Source organism: Mycolicibacterium sp. XJ870 (assembly GCF_053483975.1).
In genome coordinates this window covers 1,711,636-1,733,632 of sequence record NZ_JBEFTI010000001.1, presented here as the reverse complement: position 1 = coordinate 1,733,632, position 21,997 = coordinate 1,711,636, and the positions used below count along the sequence as shown (strand labels likewise).

25 protein-coding genes are annotated in these 21,997 nt (G+C 66.6%); 8 read left to right on the top strand and 17 right to left on the bottom strand.

Annotated elements, in window-relative coordinates:
* Positions 1 to 31 precede the first annotated feature (31 nt).
* From pdxT to ABQF30_RS08650, 11 genes are all read right to left on the bottom strand, one after another.
* On the bottom strand, positions 32 to 613 hold the full coding sequence (gene pdxT, locus ABQF30_RS08700) for a pyridoxal 5'-phosphate synthase glutaminase subunit PdxT (RefSeq protein WP_448462370.1): 582 nt from the start codon (positions 611 to 613) through the stop codon (positions 32 to 34).
* Positions 610 to 1,455 (bottom strand): acyl-CoA thioesterase II, encoded by an 846-nt coding sequence (gene tesB / locus ABQF30_RS08695; protein ID WP_448462369.1) that lies wholly within the window; start codon positions 1,453 to 1,455, stop codon positions 610 to 612. The genes pdxT and tesB overlap by 4 nt, the downstream gene beginning before the upstream one ends.
* A gap of 33 nt (positions 1,456 to 1,488) precedes the next feature.
* Positions 1,489 to 2,337, bottom strand: coding sequence for a pyridoxal 5'-phosphate synthase lyase subunit PdxS (gene pdxS / locus ABQF30_RS08690; RefSeq protein WP_448463554.1), 849 nt, complete (start codon positions 2,335 to 2,337; stop codon positions 1,489 to 1,491).
* Between the two features lie 176 nt (positions 2,338 to 2,513).
* A complete protein-coding gene (locus tag ABQF30_RS08685; protein WP_448462368.1) occupies positions 2,514 to 3,575 on the bottom strand; it encodes an NUDIX hydrolase in 1,062 nt (353 codons plus the stop codon).
* Complete coding sequence (locus ABQF30_RS08680; RefSeq protein ID WP_448462367.1) at positions 3,572 to 4,696, bottom strand: glycosyltransferase family 4 protein; 1,125 nt, start codon at positions 4,694 to 4,696, stop codon at positions 3,572 to 3,574. Before ABQF30_RS08680 ends, ABQF30_RS08685 begins: the two co-directional genes overlap by 4 nt.
* 3 nt (positions 4,697 to 4,699) lie before the next feature.
* The gene (locus ABQF30_RS08675; protein ID WP_448463552.1) at positions 4,700 to 5,596 is read right to left on the bottom strand and encodes a phosphatidylinositol mannoside acyltransferase; all 897 of its coding nucleotides are present in this window, start codon (positions 5,594 to 5,596) and stop codon (positions 4,700 to 4,702) included.
* A gap of 14 nt (positions 5,597 to 5,610) precedes the next feature.
* Positions 5,611 to 6,288, bottom strand: a complete 678-nt coding sequence (gene pgsA / locus ABQF30_RS08670; RefSeq protein ID WP_448462366.1) for a phosphatidylinositol phosphate synthase — start codon at positions 6,286 to 6,288, stop codon at positions 5,611 to 5,613.
* On the bottom strand, positions 6,285 to 6,881 hold the full coding sequence (locus tag ABQF30_RS08665; RefSeq protein WP_448463550.1) for an ATP adenylyltransferase: 597 nt from the start codon (positions 6,879 to 6,881) through the stop codon (positions 6,285 to 6,287). The genes pgsA and ABQF30_RS08665 overlap by 4 nt, the downstream gene beginning before the upstream one ends.
* A 55-nt stretch (positions 6,882 to 6,936) precedes the next feature.
* A complete protein-coding gene (gene thrS, locus ABQF30_RS08660) occupies positions 6,937 to 8,994 on the bottom strand; it encodes a threonine--tRNA ligase (RefSeq protein WP_448462365.1) in 2,058 nt (685 codons plus the stop codon).
* 83 nt (positions 8,995 to 9,077) lie between these two features.
* Positions 9,078 to 9,434, bottom strand: coding sequence for a TIGR02611 family protein (locus ABQF30_RS08655; RefSeq protein WP_448463548.1), 357 nt, complete (start codon positions 9,432 to 9,434; stop codon positions 9,078 to 9,080).
* Positions 9,435 to 9,493: 59 nt separating this feature from the next.
* Positions 9,494 to 10,126 (bottom strand): PaaI family thioesterase, encoded by a 633-nt coding sequence (locus ABQF30_RS08650; RefSeq protein WP_448462364.1) that lies wholly within the window; start codon positions 10,124 to 10,126, stop codon positions 9,494 to 9,496.
* 54 nt (positions 10,127 to 10,180) lie between these two features.
* Between ABQF30_RS08650 and ABQF30_RS08645 the strand changes: the two genes are divergently transcribed.
* On the top strand, positions 10,181 to 10,678 hold the full coding sequence (locus ABQF30_RS08645; protein WP_448462363.1) for a DUF1990 domain-containing protein: 498 nt from the start codon (positions 10,181 to 10,183) through the stop codon (positions 10,676 to 10,678).
* A 33-nt stretch (positions 10,679 to 10,711) separates the two neighbouring features.
* Here the strand turns inward: ABQF30_RS08645 and ABQF30_RS08640 are convergent, their stop codons facing one another.
* From ABQF30_RS08640 to ABQF30_RS08630, 3 genes are read right to left on the bottom strand one after another with little or no spacing between them, the layout of a single operon-like run.
* Entirely contained in the window at positions 10,712 to 11,965 is a 1,254-nt protein-coding gene (locus ABQF30_RS08640) for a serine/threonine-protein kinase (RefSeq protein ID WP_448462362.1), read from the bottom strand.
* A gap of 45 nt (positions 11,966 to 12,010) precedes the next feature.
* Positions 12,011 to 12,238: a hypothetical protein gene (locus ABQF30_RS08635; protein WP_448462361.1), complete on the bottom strand. Its 228-nt coding sequence runs from the start codon at positions 12,236 to 12,238 to the stop codon at positions 12,011 to 12,013.
* Positions 12,239 to 12,298: 60 nt separating this feature from the next.
* A complete protein-coding gene (locus tag ABQF30_RS08630) occupies positions 12,299 to 13,048 on the bottom strand; it encodes an alpha/beta hydrolase (protein ID WP_448462360.1) in 750 nt (249 codons plus the stop codon).
* A 134-nt stretch (positions 13,049 to 13,182) separates the two neighbouring features.
* Between ABQF30_RS08630 and ABQF30_RS08625 the strand changes: the two genes are divergently transcribed.
* Positions 13,183 to 14,247: an NAD(P)H-dependent amine dehydrogenase family protein gene (locus ABQF30_RS08625; protein ID WP_448462359.1), complete on the top strand. Its 1,065-nt coding sequence runs from the start codon at positions 13,183 to 13,185 to the stop codon at positions 14,245 to 14,247.
* Here the strand turns inward: ABQF30_RS08625 and ABQF30_RS08620 are convergent, their stop codons facing one another.
* The 3 genes from ABQF30_RS08620 to ABQF30_RS08610 all read right to left on the bottom strand — a co-directional run bounded on the left by ABQF30_RS08620 (position 14,248) and on the right by ABQF30_RS08610 (position 16,949).
* Positions 14,248 to 15,048: an SDR family NAD(P)-dependent oxidoreductase gene (locus ABQF30_RS08620; protein WP_448462358.1), complete on the bottom strand. Its 801-nt coding sequence runs from the start codon at positions 15,046 to 15,048 to the stop codon at positions 14,248 to 14,250. It lies immediately after the preceding gene.
* A gap of 52 nt (positions 15,049 to 15,100) precedes the next feature.
* On the bottom strand, positions 15,101 to 15,613 hold the full coding sequence (locus tag ABQF30_RS08615; RefSeq protein ID WP_448463546.1) for a hypothetical protein: 513 nt from the start codon (positions 15,611 to 15,613) through the stop codon (positions 15,101 to 15,103).
* 67 nt (positions 15,614 to 15,680) lie between these two features.
* Positions 15,681 to 16,949 carry a glycosyltransferase gene (locus ABQF30_RS08610; protein WP_448462357.1) on the bottom strand — a complete coding sequence of 423 codons (1,269 nt, stop codon included), beginning with the start codon at positions 16,947 to 16,949 and terminating at the stop codon, positions 15,681 to 15,683.
* 318 nt (positions 16,950 to 17,267) lie between these two features.
* On the opposite strand from ABQF30_RS08610, the gene ABQF30_RS08605 reads away from it, so the two are divergent.
* From ABQF30_RS08605 to ABQF30_RS08580, 6 genes are all read left to right on the top strand, one after another.
* Positions 17,268 to 18,428 carry an LLM class flavin-dependent oxidoreductase gene (locus ABQF30_RS08605; RefSeq protein WP_448462356.1) on the top strand — a complete coding sequence of 387 codons (1,161 nt, stop codon included), beginning with the start codon at positions 17,268 to 17,270 and terminating at the stop codon, positions 18,426 to 18,428.
* Positions 18,425 to 19,774, top strand: coding sequence for an NtaA/DmoA family FMN-dependent monooxygenase (locus ABQF30_RS08600; protein ID WP_448462355.1), 1,350 nt, complete (start codon positions 18,425 to 18,427; stop codon positions 19,772 to 19,774). Before ABQF30_RS08605 ends, ABQF30_RS08600 begins: the two co-directional genes overlap by 4 nt.
* Before the next feature lie 68 nt (positions 19,775 to 19,842).
* Positions 19,843 to 20,343, top strand: a complete 501-nt coding sequence (locus ABQF30_RS08595) for a YkgB family protein (RefSeq protein WP_448462354.1) — start codon at positions 19,843 to 19,845, stop codon at positions 20,341 to 20,343.
* A gap of 19 nt (positions 20,344 to 20,362) precedes the next feature.
* Entirely contained in the window at positions 20,363 to 20,998 is a 636-nt protein-coding gene (locus tag ABQF30_RS08590) for an RNA polymerase sigma factor (protein WP_448462353.1), read from the top strand.
* A 17-nt stretch (positions 20,999 to 21,015) separates the two neighbouring features.
* Complete coding sequence (locus tag ABQF30_RS08585; protein WP_448463544.1) at positions 21,016 to 21,240, top strand: anti-sigma factor family protein; 225 nt, start codon at positions 21,016 to 21,018, stop codon at positions 21,238 to 21,240.
* Positions 21,241 to 21,296: 56 nt separating this feature from the next.
* Positions 21,297 to 21,995 (top strand): TVP38/TMEM64 family protein, encoded by a 699-nt coding sequence (locus ABQF30_RS08580; protein ID WP_448462352.1) that lies wholly within the window; start codon positions 21,297 to 21,299, stop codon positions 21,993 to 21,995.
* Positions 21,996 to 21,997 lie beyond the last annotated feature (2 nt).

Sequence of the window (21,997 nt, the reverse complement as noted above, 5' to 3'; positions counted from 1 at the left end):
ACGAGGACCGCCTTTGTTTCGGAGCGGGAAGCTACAGCGAGTCGACGAAGAGCTTGTGGATGCGACGATCGCCGGTCATCTCGGGGTGGAATGACGTCGCCAGCATCGCGCCCTGGCGCACGGCGACGATGTGATCGGCCGCGCGCGCCAGCACCTGCACCTCGGGCCCGACCCGCTCCACCCACGGCGCCCGGATGAAAACCGCGTGCACCGGGGTGTCGAGCCCCACGAAGTCGATGTCGCCCTCGAAGGAGTCGACCTGACGACCAAAGGCGTTGCGCCGCACCGTCATATCGATACCCTTCAACGGCACGGCGACCCGGCCTTCGGTGCCGGCGTCCTTGATCTCGGTGGCGAGCAGGATCATCCCGGCGCAGGATCCGTAACACGGCAAGCCGTCGGCGATGCGCGCCCGCAACGGTTCGAGCAGATCGAATTCACGCAGCAGATGACTCATGGCGGTGGACTCCCCGCCGGGAATGACCAGCGCATCGACCGCGTCGAGTTCGGACAACCGGCGCACGGTCGACGCTTCGGCCCCCGCCTCCCGCAGCGCAGCCAGGTGTTCTCGGGTGTCGCCTTGCAGAGCGAGCACCCCCACATGGGAGCTCACTGCGCATCGGGGGTGAAGTCGCGTTGGAAGCGGGTCAGTCCCTCCTGCATGACCGCCGCAACCATTTCGCCGTACTGGTTGAAGATCTTGCCCTGGGTCAGCGAGCGGCCGCCGCACGCCGACGGTGAGGACTGGTCGTAAAGCAACCACTCGTCGGCACGGAACGGCCGCATGAACCACATGGCGTGGTCCAGTGACGCGACCATCAGGTGCTTGCGCACGTCGAGATGGTTGACCTGCGCCGAGCCCAGGAGCGTCAGATCGCTCATGTAGGCCAGCGCGCAGATGTGCAGCACATGGTCGTCGGGCAGTGGGTCGCGATGGCGGAACCAAACCTGCTGCTGGGACGCCTTGCCCGGCAGTCGCTGAACCAGGTCGCGCGGCACGATCCGGACATCCCATTCGTCGAACTGGGCGAACCCGGCGTCGTCGAACGCTCCTCCGGACCGGAATCCCGGCAGATCGTCGGGCAACGGTGCGACGGGCATCGGGTCCTGATGCTCGATGCCGGTCTGGTCGGTTTGGAACGAGGCCGACATCGAGAAAATCGTCTGCCCGTGCTGAATCGCGCTCACCCGGCGGGTGCAGAACGATCCGCCGTCACGAATGCGCTCGACGGTGTAGACCGAGGGCGCCCGGGCGTCTCCCGGCCGCAAAAAATAGCCGTGCAGCGAGTGCACTTGGAATGTGGGGTCGACGGTGCGTACCGCCGAGACGAGTGACTGCCCGGCGACGTGCCCACCGAAGGTGCGCTGCAAGAAGCCGGACTCGGGGCTGAACACCCCACCGCGATAGATGTTGACCTCGAGTTGCTCGAGATCAAGGATCTCCTCGATTGCCATGCGGTTATCTTTGCTCTTCGCGCAAGCGGCTCATCACCAGCCGCGTTCGGCGAGCCGATGCGGCGCGGCGATCTCCTCGACATTGATGCCGACCATGGCCTCGCCCAGCCCGCGCGACACCTTGGCCAGCACATCGGGATCGTCGTAGAACGTGGTGGCCTTGACGATCGCGGCCGCACGTTGGGCGGGATTGCCCGATTTGAAGATGCCCGAACCCACGAACACGCCCTCGGCACCGAGCTGCATCATCATCGCCGCATCCGCCGGGGTGGCGATACCGCCCGCGGTGAACATCGTCACCGGCAACTTGCCGGCCCGGGCCACCTCGACCACCAGCTCGTAGGGCGCCTGCAGCTCCTTGGCCGCCACATACAGTTCATCCTCGGACATCGACGTCAGCCTGCGGATCTCCCCGCCGATCTTGCGCATATGAGTGGTCGCATTGGACACGTCACCGGTGCCGGCCTCGCCCTTGGAGCGGATCATCGCCGCGCCCTCGGTGAGCCGGCGCAGCGCCTCACCCAGATTGGTCGCCCCACACACGAACGGCACGGTGAAGCGCCACTTGTCGATGTGATTGGCGTAATCGGCCGGGGTCAGTACCTCGGACTCGTCGATGTAATCCACCCCGAGGCTCTGCAGAATCTGGGCCTCCACGAAATGCCCGATCCGGGCCTTGGCCATCACCGGGATGGTGACCGCGGAGATGATGCCCTCGATCATGTCGGGATCACTCATCCGCGACACCCCGCCCTGGGCCCGGATATCGGCAGGCACCCGCTCCAGGGCCATCACCGCCACCGCACCCGCACCCTCGGCGATCTTCGCCTGCTCGGGGGTGACCACATCCATGATCACCCCGCCCTTGAGCATCTCCGCCATGCCACGCTTCACCCGCGCGGTACCGGTCTGGTTGCTCGAACCGTTCTGCGAACCGTTGTGCGCTGCACCGCCGATTCCCCGGTCGCTACGCTCCTGCCCGACGATATCCACCGCAATCTCCTCCAAATGCCTACTGATTCAGTCTAGTGGAGCCGCCAAATCCATTAAATCCGCAATCACCGGATGGCTTGCAGCTCGCGATACACGGGTCCACGCGCGTTCGCCGGCATTCCTGCCGACCGTCCAGCCAGTTCATTGGCCTGAGCCAACAGTTCTCCCAGTTGAAGCGGATACACGGTTTCGCCGCCGGCAACCAGCTCAGCAATCATTGTCGCATCGCACCAGCGGTGCCCGTGAATGTAGTGCCGCTCGAGTGCGGTGCGACCCGAGGCCGACGGCTCGAACCGCCGGGTGCGGTGGATGAAGAAGAACTCTTCGCTGCGAATCACCGACGCGTTGAAGTCGATGACGGCGTCGCGCCGCCACACCGGTCCGATCAAGTCTTCCGGCTGGACCCGCAGACCGGTCTCCTCGGCCAGTTCACGGCCCGCAGCTGCGGGCAGGTCCTCGCCCTCCTGCACGGCGCCGCCGACGGTGAACCACCACCGCGGCGCGGGGTTGTGCGGATCGTCGATCGCCGGGTCGCTGCCGCACAGCAGCAGCACCGCGCCGGCTTCGTCCAGTAGCACCACCCGTGCCGACGTCCGCCGGCTCACCGGAGTGGGCCCCGGCTGCGCGTCGGCCCGCTCGACGATCTCGAAATAGCTTGGCAACGCGGCAGTTCCGCCCAAACGTAGAAGGCGAACCGCCGGCCGTTCGCGCAGCGCCAAGGTGTCGCGGACAGCGTCGTTGTGGAAGCGGCGGGCCAGCAGCACCCTGGCCTCGGCGTCGGCCAGCTCGGCGACGAGCGCTACCGGCAGCGCTACGGGGTCGACCGCGGCCAGTGCCGCGGACAATTCGTTCTCGGCAGTCTCGCGCGTTGACCGCGGTGCGCGTTCCGCAACGTCGGCCAGTTCGGCCAACCGCTTGCCCTGCGGCCCGCCGGCATACGCGTCGACCGCGACCGCGCGCGCCACCACCGCCCGGCGCGCCAGTGCGCTGTCCAGCGCCTGCCAGGACAGGTCGTAGCGGACGTGTAGCCGGTCGAGCCGGTTGGCGGTCTGGTAGGCCCACCCGCCGACCAACAGCAACACCGCCAGCAGTACCACCAGGGCGGTGATCAGGATCCAGGTGCTCACGGCGCCACCCGCACCTTGGTCCCGGAACCGGCCACGGTCTCGTACACCCGCATGATCTGGCCGGCGACCACCGACCAGTCGTAGCGGTGCACGCACGCTTCGGCGCCCTCGATATAGCGTCGCCGCACCTCGTCGTTGTCCAGCACCTCGATCAGGGCACTGGCCAGGCTGTCGGCGTCGTCGATGGGCACCAACCGGCCCGCCTTGCCGTTGTCGAGAACGCGACGGAATGCATCCAGGTCACTTGCGACGACGACGGTCCCGGCCGCCATCGCCTCGACCAGCACGATGCCGAAGCTCTCGCCACCGAGGTTGGGGGCGCAGTAGACGTCGGCGCTGCGCATGGCCGCGGCCTTGGTCGCGTCGTCGACCTGGCCGAGGAACCGCAGGTGTCCGGCATACTCTCCGGCCTGCTCGCGCAACTCGTCCTCTTCGCCTCGCCCCACGATCAGGATCTCGATGTTGCGGAATTGCCGAACCAGTTTGGGCAGTGCACCCAACAGGACCGGCATGCCCTTGCGTGACTCGTCGAATCGGCCCAGGAACAACACCGACCGCCCCGGGCGCGGGTAGCCCTCCAGCAGCGGCGCCTCGGCGAAGGATCGCACGTCGACACCGTTGGGGATTTCCACCGCGTCCGAGCCGAGAGCCTCCATCTGCCACCGCCGTGCCAGATCCGACACGGCGATTCGGCCGACGATCTTCTCGTGGTACGGGCGGAGGATCCCTTGAAACACGCTGAGCGTCAACGATTTTGTCGTCGACGTGTGAAAGGTCGCCACGATCGGCCCCTCGGCGGCCTGCAGCGCGAGCATGGAAAGGCTCGGCGCGTTGGGCTCGTGCAGGTGTAGCACGTCGAACTCACCCTCGGCGATCCACTTCTTGACCTTGCGGTGAGTCGCCGGCCCGAATCGCAGGCGCGCCACCGAACCGTTGTACGGGATGGGCACGGCCTTGCCGCCCGACACCACGTAATCGGGCAGCTTGACGTGTGGTGACGAGGGCGCCAGGACGCTGACGCGGTGCCCGCCCGCGCGCATCACCTCGGCAAGCTGCAGTACGTGGGATTGCACGCCGCCTGGCACGTCGAACGAATAGGGGCAGACCATCCCGATACGCATCGCTCAGGTGCCTAACCGGGCGCGGCGTTCATCGGATAGGTCGGCCAGCCATTGCGGTTGGAGCATGTGCCAGTCGGCGGGGTATGCGGCGATGTTCTGGGCGAACCGGTCGGCCAGCGCCTGGGTGACGGCGGTGACGTCACCCGACGAGGTGTCAATTTCGGGGTAGACGCGCATCCCCCACCCGTCGCCCTCGTACCAGCAGTGCACCGGTAGCAGTGCCGCCCCGGTTTGAATAGCCAGTTTCGCGGGTCCGGCGGGCATCCGGGTGGGTTCGCCGAAGAAATCGACCGGCACGCCGTTGCGGGTCAGATCGCGTTCGGCCATCAGGCAGATCGGCCGGTTGTCGGTCAGCCGTTCGGCGAGCACCTCGAAGGCGGGTCGATCGCCGCCGTTGAGCGGTAGCACCTCGAAACCCAGGCTTTCCCGGTAATCGAGGAACCGTCGGTACAGCGACTCGGGTTTCAGGCGTTCGGCGACGGTGGTGAAGGTGCCGTAGTGCTGCACCAGCCACACTCCGGCCATATCCCAGTTGCCGCTGTGCGGAAGGGCCAGCACGGCACCGCGGCCCTGCTCAAGCGCCGCCCACACCAGTTCGATGTCCTGCACCCAGAGTTGCTCGCCGAGTTTCGTGTGATCCATGGCCGGCAACCGGAAAGCCTCCCGCCAGTATCGGGCGTAGGAAGCCAGCGAATCATGAACCAGCGTGTCGGGCACCTCTGACGGCGGCACACCGGTCACCCGGGCCAGATTCCGGCGCAGCTGATCGGGCCCGCCGTTGCGGGAGGCGTAGCGCGCGCCTGCACCGAATATGTTGCGCGCCATGACCTCAGGCACGGCCCGCACCAGGCGCCAGCCGGCCGCATAGCCCAAGTCCGTCAGCTGCCCGCCGAGCGACATGCGGCCGCGATCGATCACGGCTCGCTCGTCCCCGGCTTCTCGCCGTTATCGGGTGACGCCCGCCGCAGGAGATCCATCGCGCCCTCAGAGGTCCGCACGGTGTGCAACCGCTGCAGCAGCGTCACCACGCTGGTCGCCGCGAGCAGCCACATCGCCACGTGCAGAAGCCAGGGCACATGTAGGAACGGAACCCCGGAGAGCCCGGCTCCGACCAGCACGATGACCAACCGCTCGGGCCGTTCGATGATGCCGCCGTCTCCACGCAGGCCGCTAGCCTCGGCCCGCGCCTTGATGTAGGAGATGACCTGAGAGGCGATCAGACAGATCATGGTCGCGACCACAAGCGCGGCGCTGTCCAACCCGAATGCCGCCCACCACAGCAACCCGGCGAACACCGCGCCGTCGGCGATCCGGTCGCAGGTCGCGTCGAACACCGCGCCGAACCTGGTGCCGCCGCCGCGTTCCCGGGCCATCGCACCGTCGAGCATGTCGGCGAGCACAAAGATGCTCACCGCGAACGCGCCCCACCACAGCTGTCCGATCGGGAACAGGGTGAGGGCGGAGACCACCGTGCCCGCAGTGCCCAGCAGGGTGACGCTGTCCGGCGTGAGTCCGGCGCGCAACGCGGCCTTGGCGATCGGCCTGGAGAGCTTCGCGTAGGCCGCGCGGGTCATGAGGTAAAAGTCGCTCACGGGTCCATTGCCCGTCGCTCAGACTGACGAGCCCACTCCGTGGCGAGCAGTTCCCGGGTCTCCCGCAACAACTGCGGAATCACCTTGGAGCCACCGATGATGGTGATGAAGTTCGCGTCACCGCCCCAGCGCGGCACCACATGCATGTGCAGGTGCTCGGCCAGCGATCCGCCCGCGGACGTGCCGAGGTTGAGACCGACGTTGAAACCGTGCGGCCGGGAAACCGCTTTGATCACGCGAATCGCCTTCTGGGTGAACGCCATCAGCTCCGCGCTCTCGGCGTCGGTGAGATCCTCCAGCTCCGAGACCCGGCGATACGGCACGACCATCAGGTGTCCCGGGTTGTACGGGTACAGGTTGAGCACGGCGTAGACCTGATCACCGCGGGCAACCATCAAGCCGTCCTCATCGGACATCTCGGGAATGTCGCTGAAGGGTTCTGACGACGCCGCCGACCCGCCCTGGTCCCGCTTTTTCATCGGGGCCTCGGCGATGTAGCTCATCCGGTGCGGGGTCCACAGGCGCTGAAGGTGGTCGGGGTCGCCGACGCCGTGATCGACGATGCTCCGCTCGTCCGGCTCGTCTGTTGGCACGTCGCGCCAGGGCGAGTCGGTCACTCGCCCACCAACTGGCTCTTCGCGCGAGCGCTCATCGCTGCGCCACCTTCACGAGTTCGGCGGTCGGTACGGCGTTCTCCCGGTTGGCGATCCAGTTGACGATGGCATCGACGGCTTCATCGCGCGGCACGCCGTTGATCTGGGTGCGGTCACCGAACCGGAAGCTCACCGCTCCCGCCTCGGCGTCCTTGTCGCCCGCGAGCAGCATGAACGGCACCTTCTGGTGGGTGTGATTGACGATCTTCTTCGCCATCCGGTCGTCGCTCATGTCGACTTCCACTCGCACACCGCGCGACTTCAATTGCGCGGCAACCTCTTCCAGATACGGAACATGCGCGTCGGCGACCGGGACGCCGACCACCTGAACCGGGGCCAGCCAGGCCGGGAACGCGCCCGCGTAATGCTCGGTGAGCACCCCGAAGAACCGTTCGATCGATCCGAACAGCGCCCGGTGGATCAGGACCGGGCGCTTCCGGCTCCCGTCCGCGGCAGTGTATTCCAGCTCGAACCGGTCGGGCATGTTGAAGTCCAGCTGGATCGTCGACATCTGCCAGCTGCGGCCCAGCGCGTCCTTGACCTGCACGGAGATCTTGGGTCCGTAGAACGCCGCGCCGCCCGGGTCGGGCACAAGGTCCAGGCCCGACGCTTCGGCGACCTCGCGCAGCGTCTCGGTTGCCTCGTCCCACACGTCGTCGTCGCCGACGTACTTCTCCGGGTCTTTTGTGGACAGCTCCAGGTAGTACTCGTCAAGGCCGTAGTCGGACAACAGGTCCAGCACGAAGCGCAACAGCGAGGTCAGCTCGTCACGCATCTGCTCGCGCGTGGTGTAGATGTGCGCGTCGTCCTGGGTCATGCCGCGCACCCGGGTCAGGCCGTGAATCACGCCGGACTTCTCGTAGCGGTACACCGAACCGAACTCGAAGAGCCGCAACGGCAATTCCCGGTATGAGCGGCCCCGCGACCGGAAGATCAGGTGGTGCATCGGGCAGTTCATCGGCTTGAGGTAGTAGTCCTGCCCGGGCTTGCGCACCTCGCCGTTGGCGTCGTACTCGGCGTCGATGTGCATCGGCGGGAACATGCCGTCGGCGTACCACTCCAGGTGACCTGAGGTGATGTACAGGTTTTCCTTCGTGATGTGCGGGGTGTTGACGAACTCGTAGCCCGCCTCCAGGTGCTTGCGCCGCGAATAGTCCTCCAGTTCCCGGCGCACCACACCGCCCTTGGGGTGGAAAACCGGTAGGCCCGAACCCAATTCGTCGGGGAAGCTGAACAGGTCGAGCTCTACGCCGAGCCTGCGGTGGTCGCGACGCTGAGCCTCCTCGATCAGCTCGAGATGACGGTCCAGCGCCTCCTGCGACTCCCATGCGGTGCCGTAAATGCGTTGCAGGCTGGCGTTGTTCTGGTTACCACGCCAGTAGGCCGCAGAGCTGCGAGTGAGCTTGAACGCCGGGATGTGCTTGGTGGTCGGGATGTGCGGACCGCGGCACAGATCGCCCCAGACCCGTTCCTTGGTGCGGGCGTTGAGGTTGTCGTAAGCCGTCAGCTCGTCGCCTCCGACTTCCATGACCTCCGGATCGTCCGCGCCGGACTTGTCGTCGACGAGTTCCAGCTTGTAGGGCTCGTTGGCAAGCTCTTCGCGCGCTTCGTCTTTGGACTCGTAGACCCGCCGTGAGAACAGTTGACCGTCCTTGACGATCTGGCGCATACGCTTCTCGAGCTTTCCCAGATCCTCCGGGGTGAACGGCTCGGCGACGTCGAAGTCGTAGTAGAAGCCGTCGGCGATGGGCGGGCCGATACCGAGTTTGGCCTGGGGAAACAGTTCCTGCACAGCCTGGGCCAGCACGTGCGCCGCGGAATGCCGAATGACGCTGCGGCCGTCGTCGGTGTCGGCGGCCACCGGCGTGACCTCGACGTCCGTTTCAGGGGTCCAGGACAGGTCACGTAACCGGCCCTCGGCATCGCGGACCACCACGATGGCGTCGGTGGCTCCACGCCCTGGCAATTCGGCTTCGCGGACCGCTGCGCCAGCGGTGGTCCCGGCAGGCACCCGGATAGGGGCTGCGGGGGCTGGGCTGGCGGCGGCGGTCATCGGAAACTCTCCTGTACGGTGTGCGAACTTTGAAAGGATCGGGTGGTCGCGACCATGCTATCGGGGTGGACGGGTCCGGAACGCTAGGACCCGATGCCCAACGGACTCTTCAGCCAGGGCGGTTCGAAGCCGATCAGGTCACCCACGAAGTAAAGCGCACCCAATCCCCAGAGGCTGGCGATCACCACCAAGGTGGTGAAGGCCGCGCTTAACGCCTTGACGGCGATGTGCTGGCGGGCGAACCACGCCATCACCGTGTCGTAGCGCAGCCGGACATGATGCAGCGCCACTTGGGCGAACCGAAACTCGGTGGCCAGGATGGCCAGGCCCAGGAACACGATCGCCCACCCCGGGCCCGGGTACGGGATCGCGACGATGCCGGCACAGAGCACGACCGTACCGACCACGCCGACGACGATCCGGTACACGAAATCGGCCATCCGCCGCTCCCGCAGCCGATCGCGCCAACTGGCCCAGGCCCGCTTGGCCTCCGAGATGTTCACGGTTGGCCCGGCTTGAGCCGCAGGAACAGGGCGTCGGCTTCGGTGAGCACGTCATCTCCGTCGCGCAGTCGTCCCGTCACGAAGATCTTGCGTCCCTCGATCCGGTCGATGCCAGCGTCCACCTGCAGTTCCTTCTCGATTGGCGCGATCTTGCGGTAGTTGACGTGCAGATACGCCGTGCGTTGATACGGGCTGCGGGTCAGTTTGGCAGCGGTGAAACCCAGAAGCGAGTCGAACAACAGAGCCAGCGCGCCACCGTGCACTGCGCCGTTGCGGCCGAGATGGAATCGCCGGAACAACGCGGTTCCCGCGATCCGGCCCTCGGGTGTCACATCCAACTGAACCGGAACCGAGCTGACGTTGCCACGGTTCGGTAGGTCCAGGCGTCGTCCCGACGGTGAATTCCATTCGTCGGCGTCATACGGGGCCAACATCGCCGAAACCTTTTCCATCAGGTCAGCGGCCTCGGCGATCACCTCGTCAGGTGCGTCGGCTCCCCTGGCGTGGTCCTGCAGGGTGCGCACCGCCTCGACGAATCGGCCGTAATCGGGGCCGCCCCGGTCGGTGGGCTGGGGTGGATTGAACCCGCCGCCGGGGTGCTTGCCGGGCTGGTTGCTGTCAGGGGCCACGCGGCCACCGTATTGCCTGTTGCCGACGATGATGGAAATGCCATGGTGGTGGGCGTGAAACTGAGTGATCTCGCGGCGCTGCCGTTGACGTATCCGGAGGTGGGCGCGACAGCCGGGGAACTGCCTGCCGGCTATCACCACGCGCGGGCCTCGGCGGTGATCGGAACCGGCCGGGACCGATTCAAAGGAGCCGGTGATGCGGTCCTGCGCTGGGGCATGCAGCGAGGTGCGGGCCTGCGGGTACAGGCGACCAGCGAGGTCGCGGCGATCGGCACCGAACTTCTTGTCCGGCTCGGCCCCATCCCGGCGCCGTGCCGGGTGGTGTACGTGCTCGACGAACCCGACCGGCGCGGCTTCGCCTACGGAACCTTGCCGGGCCATCCGGAGTCGGGTGAGGAACTGTTCTCGGTGCGGTACGACCCCGCCAGCGACACGGTGCATGCCGAGGTGGCGGCGTTCTCCCGGCCGGCGACGTGGTGGAGCAGGTTGGGTGGCCCGATCACCCGGTTGGCGCAGCGTGCCGTCACCCAGCGATATCTGAAGGCGGTCTAGCGGTCGGCGCGTTGATTCTGCGCTGAGGGCGCATCATTCGCGCTTGTCCTTGTCGCCCTTGCCGTTTCCTTGACCGTGGCCCCTGTTGCCTTCGTTGCCGTTGCCGCGGCCCTCGTCCTCTTCCTTGTCCTTTTTCTTTTCGTCCTTCTTCTCTTTGTCCTTCTTCTCCTCGGGCTCCTCGACCACCGGGACGACCGGCGGCGCGGTGGTGGTCGGGGTCGGCACCGAGGTACTGGTGCTCACGGGGTCGGGCACCTGGGTCTTGGAAGACGGGTCCATGGCGACGGCCAGAACCGCGACGGTGAAGGCCACGACGATCGCGGCCGCGAGCAGAAACTTGCGGGTCGGGCCGGCGAGTCTGTGTCGCGGTGCCGATGGGACGAAGTAGGTGGCAGCCGGGGCTATCGCAGAGTGGGTGAACACCTTGGTGGCCGGCCGGGGTGGTCCGCCGAGAACAGCCGGGCCGACGACTGCTGGGATGGGATATCCGGCAAGTGCCGACCGCATATCCTCGGCGCTGCCGAACCGATGAACAGGATCGCGGGCCATGGCGCGGTCGATCACGCCGGCCAGGACAGGGTCCACATCGGGGCGCACCGCGCTCAGCGGCGGGGGTGGGGCGTCCATGATCGCGCGGGCCAGTGCACCGGGTGTTTCTTGCGGAAACGCCCGGCCCCCCAGCAGTGCTTCGTAGCCCATCACGCCAACGGCGTACAGGTCGTCGCTGACGGATGCGGGCGCGCCCGCGATGCGCTCGGGACTCATGTAGGCCATGGTTCCCAGCACCTGGCCCGCCATTGTCTGCACGTCACCAGCGGTTTTGGCGATGCCGAAATCGGCGACTTTCATACTCCTGCTGGGTGTGAGGAGGATGTTTCCCGGCTTGATGTCGCGATGGAGCACACCGGCAGCGTGTGCAGCGGCCAGCGCAGCCAGCACATCGTTGAGCACAGGCCGTACCCGCTCCTGCGGCAGTGGGCCCTCGGCGATCACATCAGCCAAGGTCTGGCCGGGCAGGCGCTCCATCACGATGAAGGGTGTGCCCTCGTGCTCACCGAAATCGTGCACCGCAACGATGTTGGGATGCGACAACTTGGCCGCCGCCCGCGCCTCGCTCTCGAAGCGTCGCCGCGTGTCGGGCTGCGCGGCAACCGCCCGATGCATCAACTTCACCGCGACGGCGCGATCCAGGCGGTGGTCCCAGCCGTCACGGACTTCGGCCATTCCGCCATAGCCCAGCACGCGGCGCAGCTCGTAGCGGCCCACGAGTAGCTCGTGGCCTGTCATATCCCTACCGTATCCCGCGCGTCGGCCGCGCCGGTCACCGTACGGTTAGTGCCAGCCCTCCGGCAGATGTCCCCAGGGCACCATGTTGCCCCACCCTGGTCCACCACCCCAGTGCGGGATATCCCCCGGACCCGGAATCTTCGGGAACGGGAACCCGCAGGATTCGCACTTCCACGGATCGGCGTCGGCGGTACCTGCTGCGGCGGTGGCGCCGACGAACAATGCACTCAAGGTGACGGCGCCGGCAGCGACAGCAATTGTCATCCGGTTCATACCCATATTTTCGACGTTACGCCGCCGCGCGTTACCGGTACGAGACCGGCTTCGGGCCGCTCAGCTCACGACCCGTTGCAGCCACGCCAGGACTGGCGGGGCCACTTCGTCGAGCGCGGACTGCGCGATGATCCAGTGTGGCTTCTCCGGATGGACCTGATGCTCGGCGTGGTAGCGGGCCGCGATACGCCTCGAAATCCATTGCGCCACATTGCGATCCTCGCCCGCGCTCACGCATAGCACCGGACAGGTGACGGCGCGCGCGTCGACCTTGGTCACCGGCGCGCCCATCGACATCTCCCGGAACACCCGACCGGAATCCCGCACCAGTCGCGGGATCAGTTCGTTCTGTTCGGCGGCAGGCAACGTGCTCAACGGGACTTCCCGCATCGTTCTGGGCGACGGCAGAAACGGCTTTCCGGCCAGGATCTTCGGTAGCAGCGGGAACAGGTGGGGCAAGGCGCGTAGCTGCGGCCACAACGTGCCGGGCGGGATCGAGGCCAGCAGTACCGCGGCGCGTGGGGTGCGTGCCGCCGCGATCTTCTGCGTCAGCAGTCCGCCCATGCTGTGTCCGATCACCACGGGCGGTTCGGGCAGCGCGTCGTAGGCGGCCAGTGCCACCTCGTAGCAGTCCTGGATGCCGGTGCGGGCCAGTACCGCGTCGTCAGCGGGATCACGACCGGGCAACGTCGGAGCATGACATTGATAGCCGGCCGTTTCGAAGAATCCGAGCCATGGCTGCAAGAGTGCGGGACTGCCGAACACACCGTGCAGGAACAGAATCGGGGGCTTTGCCGCGCTATCGGTCACCGCGCCAGTATGCCCGCCTTGATGCTGCACGTTCGATTACTTGGGAGGTAATCGTCGCGATCCCCACCGCGGGGTGGGCGAATTGGCTAGCGTGTCGAACTATCGCAATGCGGCGACATCGGAGGCGGAAACGTATGGCATACCGGGTGATTCAGTGGGGCACCGGCGCGGTGGGCGTGGAGACGCTGGCGGCGACCGTCGATGACCGCCCTGATCTGGAGCTCGTCGGGGTGCGCGTGTACTCCGATGCCAAGGACGGCGTGGACGCAGGCGAACTGCTGGGCCGGGCACCGGTCGGCGTCAAAGCCACCACCGACGTCGACGCGATCATGGCCACCGAGGCCGACTGCGTCATCTACACGCCGCGCATCACCAGCTTGGACGACGTGTGCGCGCTTCTGTCCAGCGGCAAGAACGTCGTGACGACGGCGTTCCTGTTCCACCCGCAGCGGCTCCCGGAGGCGGACCGGAACCGGCTGATGGCGGCCTGTGAGGCGGGTGCGACGACGGTACACGGCAGCGGGATCAACCCGGGCAATCTGTCGGGTGCTCTGCCCCTGGTGCTGTCCGGGATGAGCCGCACCATCGACAAGATCACCCTGCAGGAACGGGCCGACTGGTCGGATTACGACAGCACCTCGATCACGTTTGACAACATGTCGTTTGGGCAGCCGGTCGAGGACATCAGGGTCGACGCCACCGAGTTCCTGGCGTTCAACAACGAGCTGTTCACCGAGCAGGTGTGGCTACTGGCCGATGCGCTCGGCGCGGACATCGACGAAGTGACGTCCTCGGTGGACGCCGTCACCGCCCGGGCCGACCATCAGATCTTCGATCGCGTGCTGCAGGCCGGAACCACGGCCGGGCAGCGATGGAACTGGGTGGGAGTGCGCGACGGCGAGCCGCTCATCGAGATCGAGACACTGTGGACCGTCGGCAACGAGTATCCCGATCACTGGCCGCGGCCCCGGCACGGCTGGACGCTGACCATCGAAGGTGACCCGTCGATGCAGACACACTTCTTCAGCCTGGCCAGTTTCACCCGCGAGGCCACCATGGCCGAGCATGTCCGGTCGGCCAATGTCGCGACCGCGATGCAGGTGCTCAACGCGGTGCCGGAGGTGTGCGAGGCCGAGCCGGGATTCGCCACATTGGCGACACTGCCGTTGATCCGCAGCCACACCGGCTTTCGCCGGTGACTAGCGCACCACGGTCGCACTGGGCTCGCGTGGTGCGCCCAGCATCTCCCGGTGTGACGGCGGGATTCGTCCACCCTCGTCGGTGATGCCGTAGCGGCTTGCGAGCTCAGCACCGATGACGGTGTGCCCGGACAGCTCGGGGAGGTTTGGATCGTGGTACAGCGCGTTGATCAGATGCCCGGTGAATTCCGGGGTTTCGGCGTGTTTGGCGGTTTCGGCGAGAGCGTCTGGATGTCCGGTGAACGCGGCCCGCAGTTTCTCGGTCAGCAGGATGCCCATCCAGATCGACACGGTGGACACCCCGGTGTCACGGAAGTCGACGGCCATATCGGCGGCCAGTTTGTCCACCCCTGCCTTTTGAGCGCCGTACGCCGGCCCGTGCATATAACACACCGACCCGGGTGACGACGTGAACGCGATCAGGCCCTTTTCGTTGGCCAGCAGCAGAGGCGCGGCATGCCATGACGCCACATAGGCCGAACGCAAACCGACGTCGAGGACATCGGCCAGCTCAATCGGCTTCTCCCAGAACGGTTTCGGATTGACCAGGTCGTCATGGACCGCGGCGGCATTGTTGACCAACAGATCGAGCCGGCCGGCTTCGTCGGCGACCCGGCGGAACAGCGCGGCCACGGCTGCGTCGTCAGAATGGTCAACACGTACGGGGATGGCTCCATCACCCGGGTCGGTGACCGTTCTGCCGGTGACATACACCTGCCAACCGCACGCAATCAGCGCCGCGGCTATCCCGCGGCCTGCGCCGCGACTCGCTCCTGTGACGACGGCAACCGGCTTGTCCACGGGTACGAAGCTACCCGCCCGCTCGTCGCGCACCCCGGACCAGGCAACAGTCTCATCGCGGCGCGAACGCCGTCATATCGGTGCCCCGCTCGTACTCCGCCATCCAGGTGTCGGCCCACGCCGGCAGTGGCTGGTCAGTTGGGTTGTGATTGGGCATCTGGGACAACGCAAGTCGCCACACCATCTTCGCGAGGTCGCCGGTGGGCACCGCGTCGAACAGCGTTGCCGGACCGCCGCGCCGCACCTTGCCTCCCCGGCCGCCCGGGCCGCGGTACTTGAATTCGTCGACGATCATGCCGATCGACATCAATTCCTCTGCCGACGTACCTCGCGCCTCGAACGGTACGACCTCGTCGACGGTGCGCGCGATAGCTGCAGCCACTTCACCGATGTGCTGGAAGGTCTTCCGGACGTTCCGGACGCGGTACCACGGGTCGGGGCTGAGGTGCCGGTACAAGATGAGGCCCGAACTGCGGTGCTCGATCTCCTCCACGAAATGCCACGTCATCAGCGAGGCGACACGCCGGTCGGAGCCGCCGAACAACGAATCCCGGTTGTCGAGAATGACTTTGAAGAGCGGTGTGAACGTAGCTTCCAGATTCGCGATGTAAGCGGCGTGGTGCCAGGGCTGGTCACGTGGTGATCGAGCGTTCTATCAGTGTGACGGCATTGCCGACACCGTTCTCCGCGCGAATCTTCGCGCCGAGTTCGGCGGCCCGGTTGGCCATCGCCCGGTCGGTTACCGCCCGACGGAGGGCTGCCGCCAGGGCGTCGGCGGAGAGGTGGCGCTGCCGAATCGGCTCAGGAGCTACGCCGACGGCCTGCATTCGGCGGGCCCAGTACGGCTGGTCGGCGATGAACGGGCACACAACCTGTGGCCGGCCCGAGGCCAGAGCCGCGCCGGTCGTACCGCCGCCACCGTGGTGGACGACGGCCGCAACCCTGGGAAAAAGCCAGTCGTGCGGTGCCTGGTCCAGAACGAGGATCCGGCCGGCGTCGCTGTCGGCGTCGATGCCGCCCCACCCCGTGACGAGAACGACGCGGACCCCGGCGAGTCGGGCAGCTTCGATGACGGCGCGCCCGACTCGATCCGGCTGAGTACCAGCCATGCTGCCGAACCCGACGTAGACCGGAGGCTCGCCGGCGTCCAGGAACCTGCACAACGACGTCGGCGGAGTCCAGTCGTGCGCGGCCGGGAGGAACCAGTAACCGGTGGTATAGGTCCCGCTCGGGTATTCCAATGGCGTGGGCAGCACATGTCTGCTGAACGCTTGCAGCACCGTGGCCGGCCGGCCGTCCGGGGTACGCAGAGCGTCGTTCTGGTGCCGACGGCGGGGCAGCCCGAGCGTCTCCTCACGCCAGCGCCCACCGGCGCCGACGAGTGCCCGCAAGATCGGTTTGTTCAACTGATAACTCGCGCGATTGAACGCCTTCGGGATCTGAAACGGAACGAGCGGACTCGGGAACGACGCGGTGGGTACCCAACCCGGTTGCAGGCCGACCGCCACAGAGGGAACGCCCAGTTTCTCGGCGAGGTGTTGCATGGGCGAGTTGATCGCATGGACGACGACGTCGACGTCGGTTGTGGCCACCGCGGTCATCTCGTCGTACAGCTTCCGGAGCTCCGCTCTCGCCTGCCGTATCAACCGCATGGCGGTGAGCTTGCCTCGCAGGCCGCGATAGTTCGTCTCGATGGCCTCCCGGACTCTCGGATCGTCCATGCCGGTGTTCATGTCGTCCGACAGCGGAGCGAATGCGATGCCGTACGGCTCGGCGAGCGACGCCGAGGCATTCGGTGCGGCCAGCAGGGTCTCGTGCCCAGCCTCCCGCAGGGCGTAGGCCAACGCGGCATACGGCTGGACATCACCACGGGTGCCATGGCTGAGGATCAAGGCCTTCACCGGGGCGGGTTACCCGAAAACTGCGCCGAGTTCGTTACCATTCTGTGCAGCAATGTATTCCGCCCGCTGCCGAGAGGCAATGGTCGTGGATGCGGTCTGTCGTACGAGCCGGAGCAAGGCCAGTACGGTGCGGTGAGGAATGCGTCGAGCGCCGCCGCGTCAGCACACCACGACGCCGTCGACCGAATCGCCGTGCGTTGATCTCTTGAACACGCAGGGTAACGCGTGACACTGATATCCGCCGGCCGCGCGCGGTGGGAATGAGCACAGAAGCGCACACGTTGCCGCTGAGACCACGCACGAAAGTGAGAAACGGCTGTGTCAGTTGCACCTGCACACCTCCACCTGGCCGTCGCACTCGACGGCACGGGCTGGCATCCGGCTTCCTGGCGTGAGCTCGACGCCCGGCCGGCCGACCTGCTCAAACCCGGCTACTGGACTGATCTGGCCGTGCAGGCTGAACGCGGGCTCCTGGACTTCATCACCTTCGAGGACGGATTCACGCTGCAATCTGACCGCCCGTGGCGGGCCGACGACCGGACGGACCGGGCGCGTGGCCGGCTGGACGCGGTGCTGATCGCCGCCCGCGTGGCGCCCCGTACCCGTCATATCGGCTTGATCCCCACGGCGATCGTCACCCACACCGAGCCGTTTCACCTGTCGAAAGCCATCGCCACCCTCGACTATGTGAGCTCCGGCCGCGCCGGGATCCGGGTCCAGGTGTCGTCGCGGCGCGATGCGGCGGCGCATTTCGGTCGACGGGATTTCCCCGCGGACTCCCGCGCCCTGACTCAACAGCTGTTCGACGAAGCTGCCGACTACGTGGAGGTACTGCGGCGGCTGTGGGACAGCTGGGAGGACGACGCCGAGATCCGCGATGTCGCCACCGGACGGTTCATCGACCGAAACAAACTGCATTACATAGACTTTGAGGGCGCTCAGTTCTCGGTCAAGGGCCCGTCGATCACCCCACGGCCGCCGCAGGGCCAGCCGATCGTTGCTGCTCTCGGGCACGTCGATACCGCCTACCGCTTGATCGCCGGAAGCGCAGACATCGGCTTCATCACCCCGCACAGTGCCGCCGAGACCACGGCCATCACCGGCGAAATCGCCGCCCCCGTACAGGTATTCGTCGATCTGGTGGTTTTCCTCGGCGACACGGTCGCCGCGGCCGAGACCCGCAAGCAGCGTCTCGACAACCGGCTCGGCCGTGAATACCGCAGTGATGCCGAGGTTTTCGTCGGCACTCCCACAGATCTGGCCGACCTGCTGCAAGAGTGGCAGGCCGGCGGCGCGTCGGGTTTCCGGCTGCGGCCCGCCACACTCCCCCACGATCTGCTCCAGATCACCGACGCACTCGTGCCCGAACTGCAGCGCCGCCAGGCGTTCCCCAACACCTACGAGGCCACCACCCTGCGCGGGCTCCTCGGCCTGCCGCGCCCCACCAACCGGTACGCCACCGCCCAGGAATCCCGATGAGCAAGCCCGTCAAGCAAATTCACCTCGCCGCACATTTCCCCGGCGTCAACAACACCACGGTGTGGAGCGACCCGGCCTCGGGCAGCCACATCGAATTCGCGTCGTTCGTCCACTTCGCGCAGACCGCCGAGCGCGGCAAATTCGACTTTCTGTTCCTCGCCGAGGGACTGCGCCTGCGTGAGCAGAACGGTCAGATCTACGACCTCGACGTCGTCGGACGGCCCGACACCTTCACTGTGCTGGCCGCCCTGGCCGCAGTGACCGACCGCCTCGGCCTCGCCGGGACCATCAACTCGACGTTCAACGAACCCTACGAAGTGGCACGGCAATTCGCCTCTCTCGACCACCTCTCCGATGGCCGCGCCGCCTGGAACGTCGTCACGTCCTGGGATGCCTTCACTGGAGAGAACTTCCGTCGCGGCGGCTTCCTCGCCGAGGACCAGCGCTACGGACGCGCCGAGAGCTTCCTCGCCGCCTCCCACACCCTGTTCGACTCCTGGCACGGCGACGAGATCGTCGCCGACAAAGACCGCGGGGTATTCCTGTCCGACCCAGGCGCGGGCAAATTCTCCTATGCCGACGCCCATTTCGACATCGCCGGCCAGTTCAACGTCCCCCGTAGTCCGCAGGGCCGACCGGTGATCTTCCAGGCCGGCGACTCCGACCAAGGCCGCGACTTCGCGGCCCGCGCAGCCGACGCGATCTTCTCCCGGCACAGCACACTGCGGGCCGGCCAAGCGTTCTACAACGACGTCAAAGGACGGCTCGCGAAGTACGGCCGCCGTCACGACCAACTGCTGATACTGCCGGCCGCGACGTTCGTGCTCGGCGACACCGACGCCGACGCCGCCGACATCGCCCACGATGTCCGGCTGGCGCAGGTGTCACCGGCGACGGCCATCAAGTTCCTCGAACAGCTGTGGAACCGCGACCTGTCCGACCACGACCCCGACGGCCCGCTGCCCTCGGTGGATCCGATCGTCGGTGAGAACACCATCGCGCGGGGCCGGGCCAGTGTGCGGATGCACCGCGACCCGATCGCCGTCGCCAACGATTGGCGGGCCAAGGCCGAGGCGGAGAAGCTGACCACCCGTGAGCTGATCGTCGAGGTGACCGGGCGGCAGAACTTCATCGGGTCAGCGAGCACCGTCGCCGAGTCGATCAATCACCTGGTGCAGGCCGACGCCAGCGACGGGTTCATCCTGGTCCCGCACGTGACGCCGGGCGGTCTGGACCCGTTCGTGGACAAGGTGGTGCCGCTGCTGCAGGAGCGTGGCGTGTTCCGTGCCGACTACGAGGGAACCACCCTGCGCGACCATCTCGGCCTGGCCACACCGCACGTGTAACGCCTGACCGCCCAGCATGCACTGAGTTCGGTAACCATTGGTACGAACTCAGTAAGGATGTGGCGCTGATGAGCATCACTCACAAGTCGCTCACGACACGTGACCTCCACGTCGAATCCACCGCCAGGTCTGTAGGCGCGGTCCTGATGCGGTACGGACTCGTGCTGGTGATCGGGTGGATCGGATTGATGAAGTTCACCGCGTACGAGGCACACGCGATTGAACCGTTGGTGGCGAACAGTCCGCTGATGAGTTGGCTGTACGGGATCTTCTCGGTGACCATGTTCTCGACGCTGCTCGGGGTGTTCGAAGTCTCGGCCGCCGTGCTGCTGGCCGTCAAGCCGTGGCTGCCGCGGGCGTCGGCGATCGGCAGCGTGCTGGCCATCGGCCTGTTCATCGCCACCACCACCTTCTTGTTCAGCACCCCCGGCATAGGCGATGACGCCGCAGGCGGTTTTCCGATGCTGTCGGCAACGGGCCTGTTCCTCATCAAAGATGTGCCGCTACTGGGAATTTCGGTTTGGACCCTGGCCGATGCGTTGGCCGCCCGCCGGTCGAAAAATACTTGAACCGTTACGATTCAGCCGGATGAGCACCTCGGCGCAAGATGAAGCCGTCCTCGTCGCTGCGCTGCGCGCAGGTGACGAGGCAGCCTTCGCCGGTCTCGTCGACCGCCACGCGCCTGCCATGCTCCGGGTCGCTCGAGGGTATGTATCAACCTACGAGATGGCCGAAGACGTCGTCCAGGAAACCTGGATCGCACTGCTGAAGGGCATCGACAAGTTCGAGGGCCGATCATCGCTACGCACTTGGCTTTTCACGATCATGATCAATATCGCCAAGGCCCGCGGGGTGCGGGAGCGACGCAACACCGACCTGCAGGTCTTAGCGGCCACGGGCGGCACGGTGGACCCGGCCCGGTTCCGGGAGTCCGGCGACGAATGGCCGGGGCATTGGAAGGAGCAGGAGGCGCCTGCACCGTTTCCCGATACCCCGGAAGGCTCGGTCCTCAGCGACGAACTGATCGGCGTCGTCCGCCGCCAACTCGACAAACTTCCGGCCCGGCAACGCGATGTGGTGACCCTGCGCGATGTGCTCGGTTTCGACTCCGCCGAGGTCTGCGAACTACTCGACATCACCGCCGCCAATCAGCGGGTGCTGCTGCACCGGGGCCGGGCAACGGTGCGGCAGGTGCTTGAGGACTATCTGAAGGAGACAGCGTGAACTCGGGAATTGAGTCGATGGCCTGCAACGAGCTGGTCGAATTGGTGACGGCCTACCTCGAGGGTTCGCTCGATCTGGACACCAGAGCACGCTTCGACGCCCACCTGCTCGAATGCGACGGCTGCGAGAACTATCTGCAGCAACTGCGGGCCACCGCCGCCACCCTCGGACGGGTTGCTGCTGACGATCTGGACCCGGCATTCCGGGCTCGGTTGCTTGACGCGTTCCGCGACTGGCGCTGATGGCCTCAAGGTTCGATTCGGACGTGCGCGGGAGCTACGGGACAATCGTCGGCAATATGAGTGAAAGCGACGGTTCTCCCAGCCGACGGCCCCACATCGTGCGGCTCGCGGTGTTCGCGGCATTTCTGCTCGGGTTGTTCTACCTGGTCGCCGTTGCAGGCGTCGTCGATGTCGAGGAGATCCGCGGCGCGGTCGCGGCCACGGGGCCTGCGGCACCGGCGGCTTACGTGGTGGTGTCGGCCTGCCTGGGTGCGCTGTTCGTGCCCGGGCCGCTGCTGGCCGCAGGCAGCGGCGTGTTGTTCGGCCCGGTTCTGGGGACTTTCGTCACGCTGGGTGCGACGGTCGGGACGGCGACGATCGCCAGCCTCATCGGCCGTCGGGCGGGCCGAGACAGCGCCCGGGCTCTGCTCGGGACGGAACGCGCCGACCGGCTTGACCGTCAGATCGAACGGGGCGGGCTGTGGGCCGTCGTCGGACAACGGTTCGTCCCGGGCATCTCCGACGCGCTCGCCTCGTACGCCTTCGGCGCGTTCGGGGTTCCGTTGTGGCAGATGGCCGTCGGCGCCTTCATCGGGTCGGTGCCGCGCGCATTCGTCTACACCGCACTCGGCGCATCGATCGGCGATCTGTCAGCACCGCTGGCGTACACGGCGATCGGGGTGTGGTGCGTGACCGCCGTGATCGGGGCGTTCGCCGCGCACCACGGCTACCGGTCCTGGCGTAACCGCGATCGCGCCCCGGAGCCCACCCCGTAGAC

Excerpts from the sequence above, each read along its gene's own strand:
- ABQF30_RS08675 (WP_448463552.1), bottom strand. The coding sequence starts at position 5,596 with ATGTCGCTCGGCGGGCAGCTGACGGACTTGGGCTATGCGGCCGGCTGG.
- ABQF30_RS08625 (WP_448462359.1), top strand. The coding sequence starts at position 13,183 with ATGGCATACCGGGTGATTCAGTGGGGCACCGGCGCGGTGGGCGTGGAG.
- ABQF30_RS08635 (WP_448462361.1), bottom strand. The coding sequence starts at position 12,238 with ATGAACCGGATGACAATTGCTGTCGCTGCCGGCGCCGTCACCTTGAGT.
- ABQF30_RS08595 (WP_448462354.1), top strand. The coding sequence starts at position 19,843 with ATGAGCATCACTCACAAGTCGCTCACGACACGTGACCTCCACGTCGAA.
- ABQF30_RS08585 (WP_448463544.1), top strand. The coding sequence starts at position 21,016 with ATGGCCTGCAACGAGCTGGTCGAATTGGTGACGGCCTACCTCGAGGGT.
- pdxS (WP_448463554.1), bottom strand. The coding sequence starts at position 2,337 with ATGGCGGAGATGCTCAAGGGCGGGGTGATCATGGATGTGGTCACCCCC.
- ABQF30_RS08680 (WP_448462367.1), bottom strand. The coding sequence starts at position 4,696 with ATGCGTATCGGGATGGTCTGCCCCTATTCGTTCGACGTGCCAGGCGGC.
- ABQF30_RS08590 (WP_448462353.1), top strand. The coding sequence starts at position 20,363 with ATGAGCACCTCGGCGCAAGATGAAGCCGTCCTCGTCGCTGCGCTGCGC.
- ABQF30_RS08640 (WP_448462362.1), bottom strand. The coding sequence starts at position 11,965 with ATGACAGGCCACGAGCTACTCGTGGGCCGCTACGAGCTGCGCCGCGTG.
- ABQF30_RS08600 (WP_448462355.1), top strand. The coding sequence starts at position 18,425 with ATGAGCAAGCCCGTCAAGCAAATTCACCTCGCCGCACATTTCCCCGGC.
- tesB (WP_448462369.1), bottom strand. The coding sequence starts at position 1,455 with ATGGCAATCGAGGAGATCCTTGATCTCGAGCAACTCGAGGTCAACATC.
- thrS (WP_448462365.1), bottom strand. The coding sequence starts at position 8,994 with ATGACCGCCGCCGCCAGCCCAGCCCCCGCAGCCCCTATCCGGGTGCCT.
- ABQF30_RS08580 (WP_448462352.1), top strand. The coding sequence starts at position 21,297 with ATGAGTGAAAGCGACGGTTCTCCCAGCCGACGGCCCCACATCGTGCGG.
- ABQF30_RS08655 (WP_448463548.1), bottom strand. The coding sequence starts at position 9,434 with ATGGCCGATTTCGTGTACCGGATCGTCGTCGGCGTGGTCGGTACGGTC.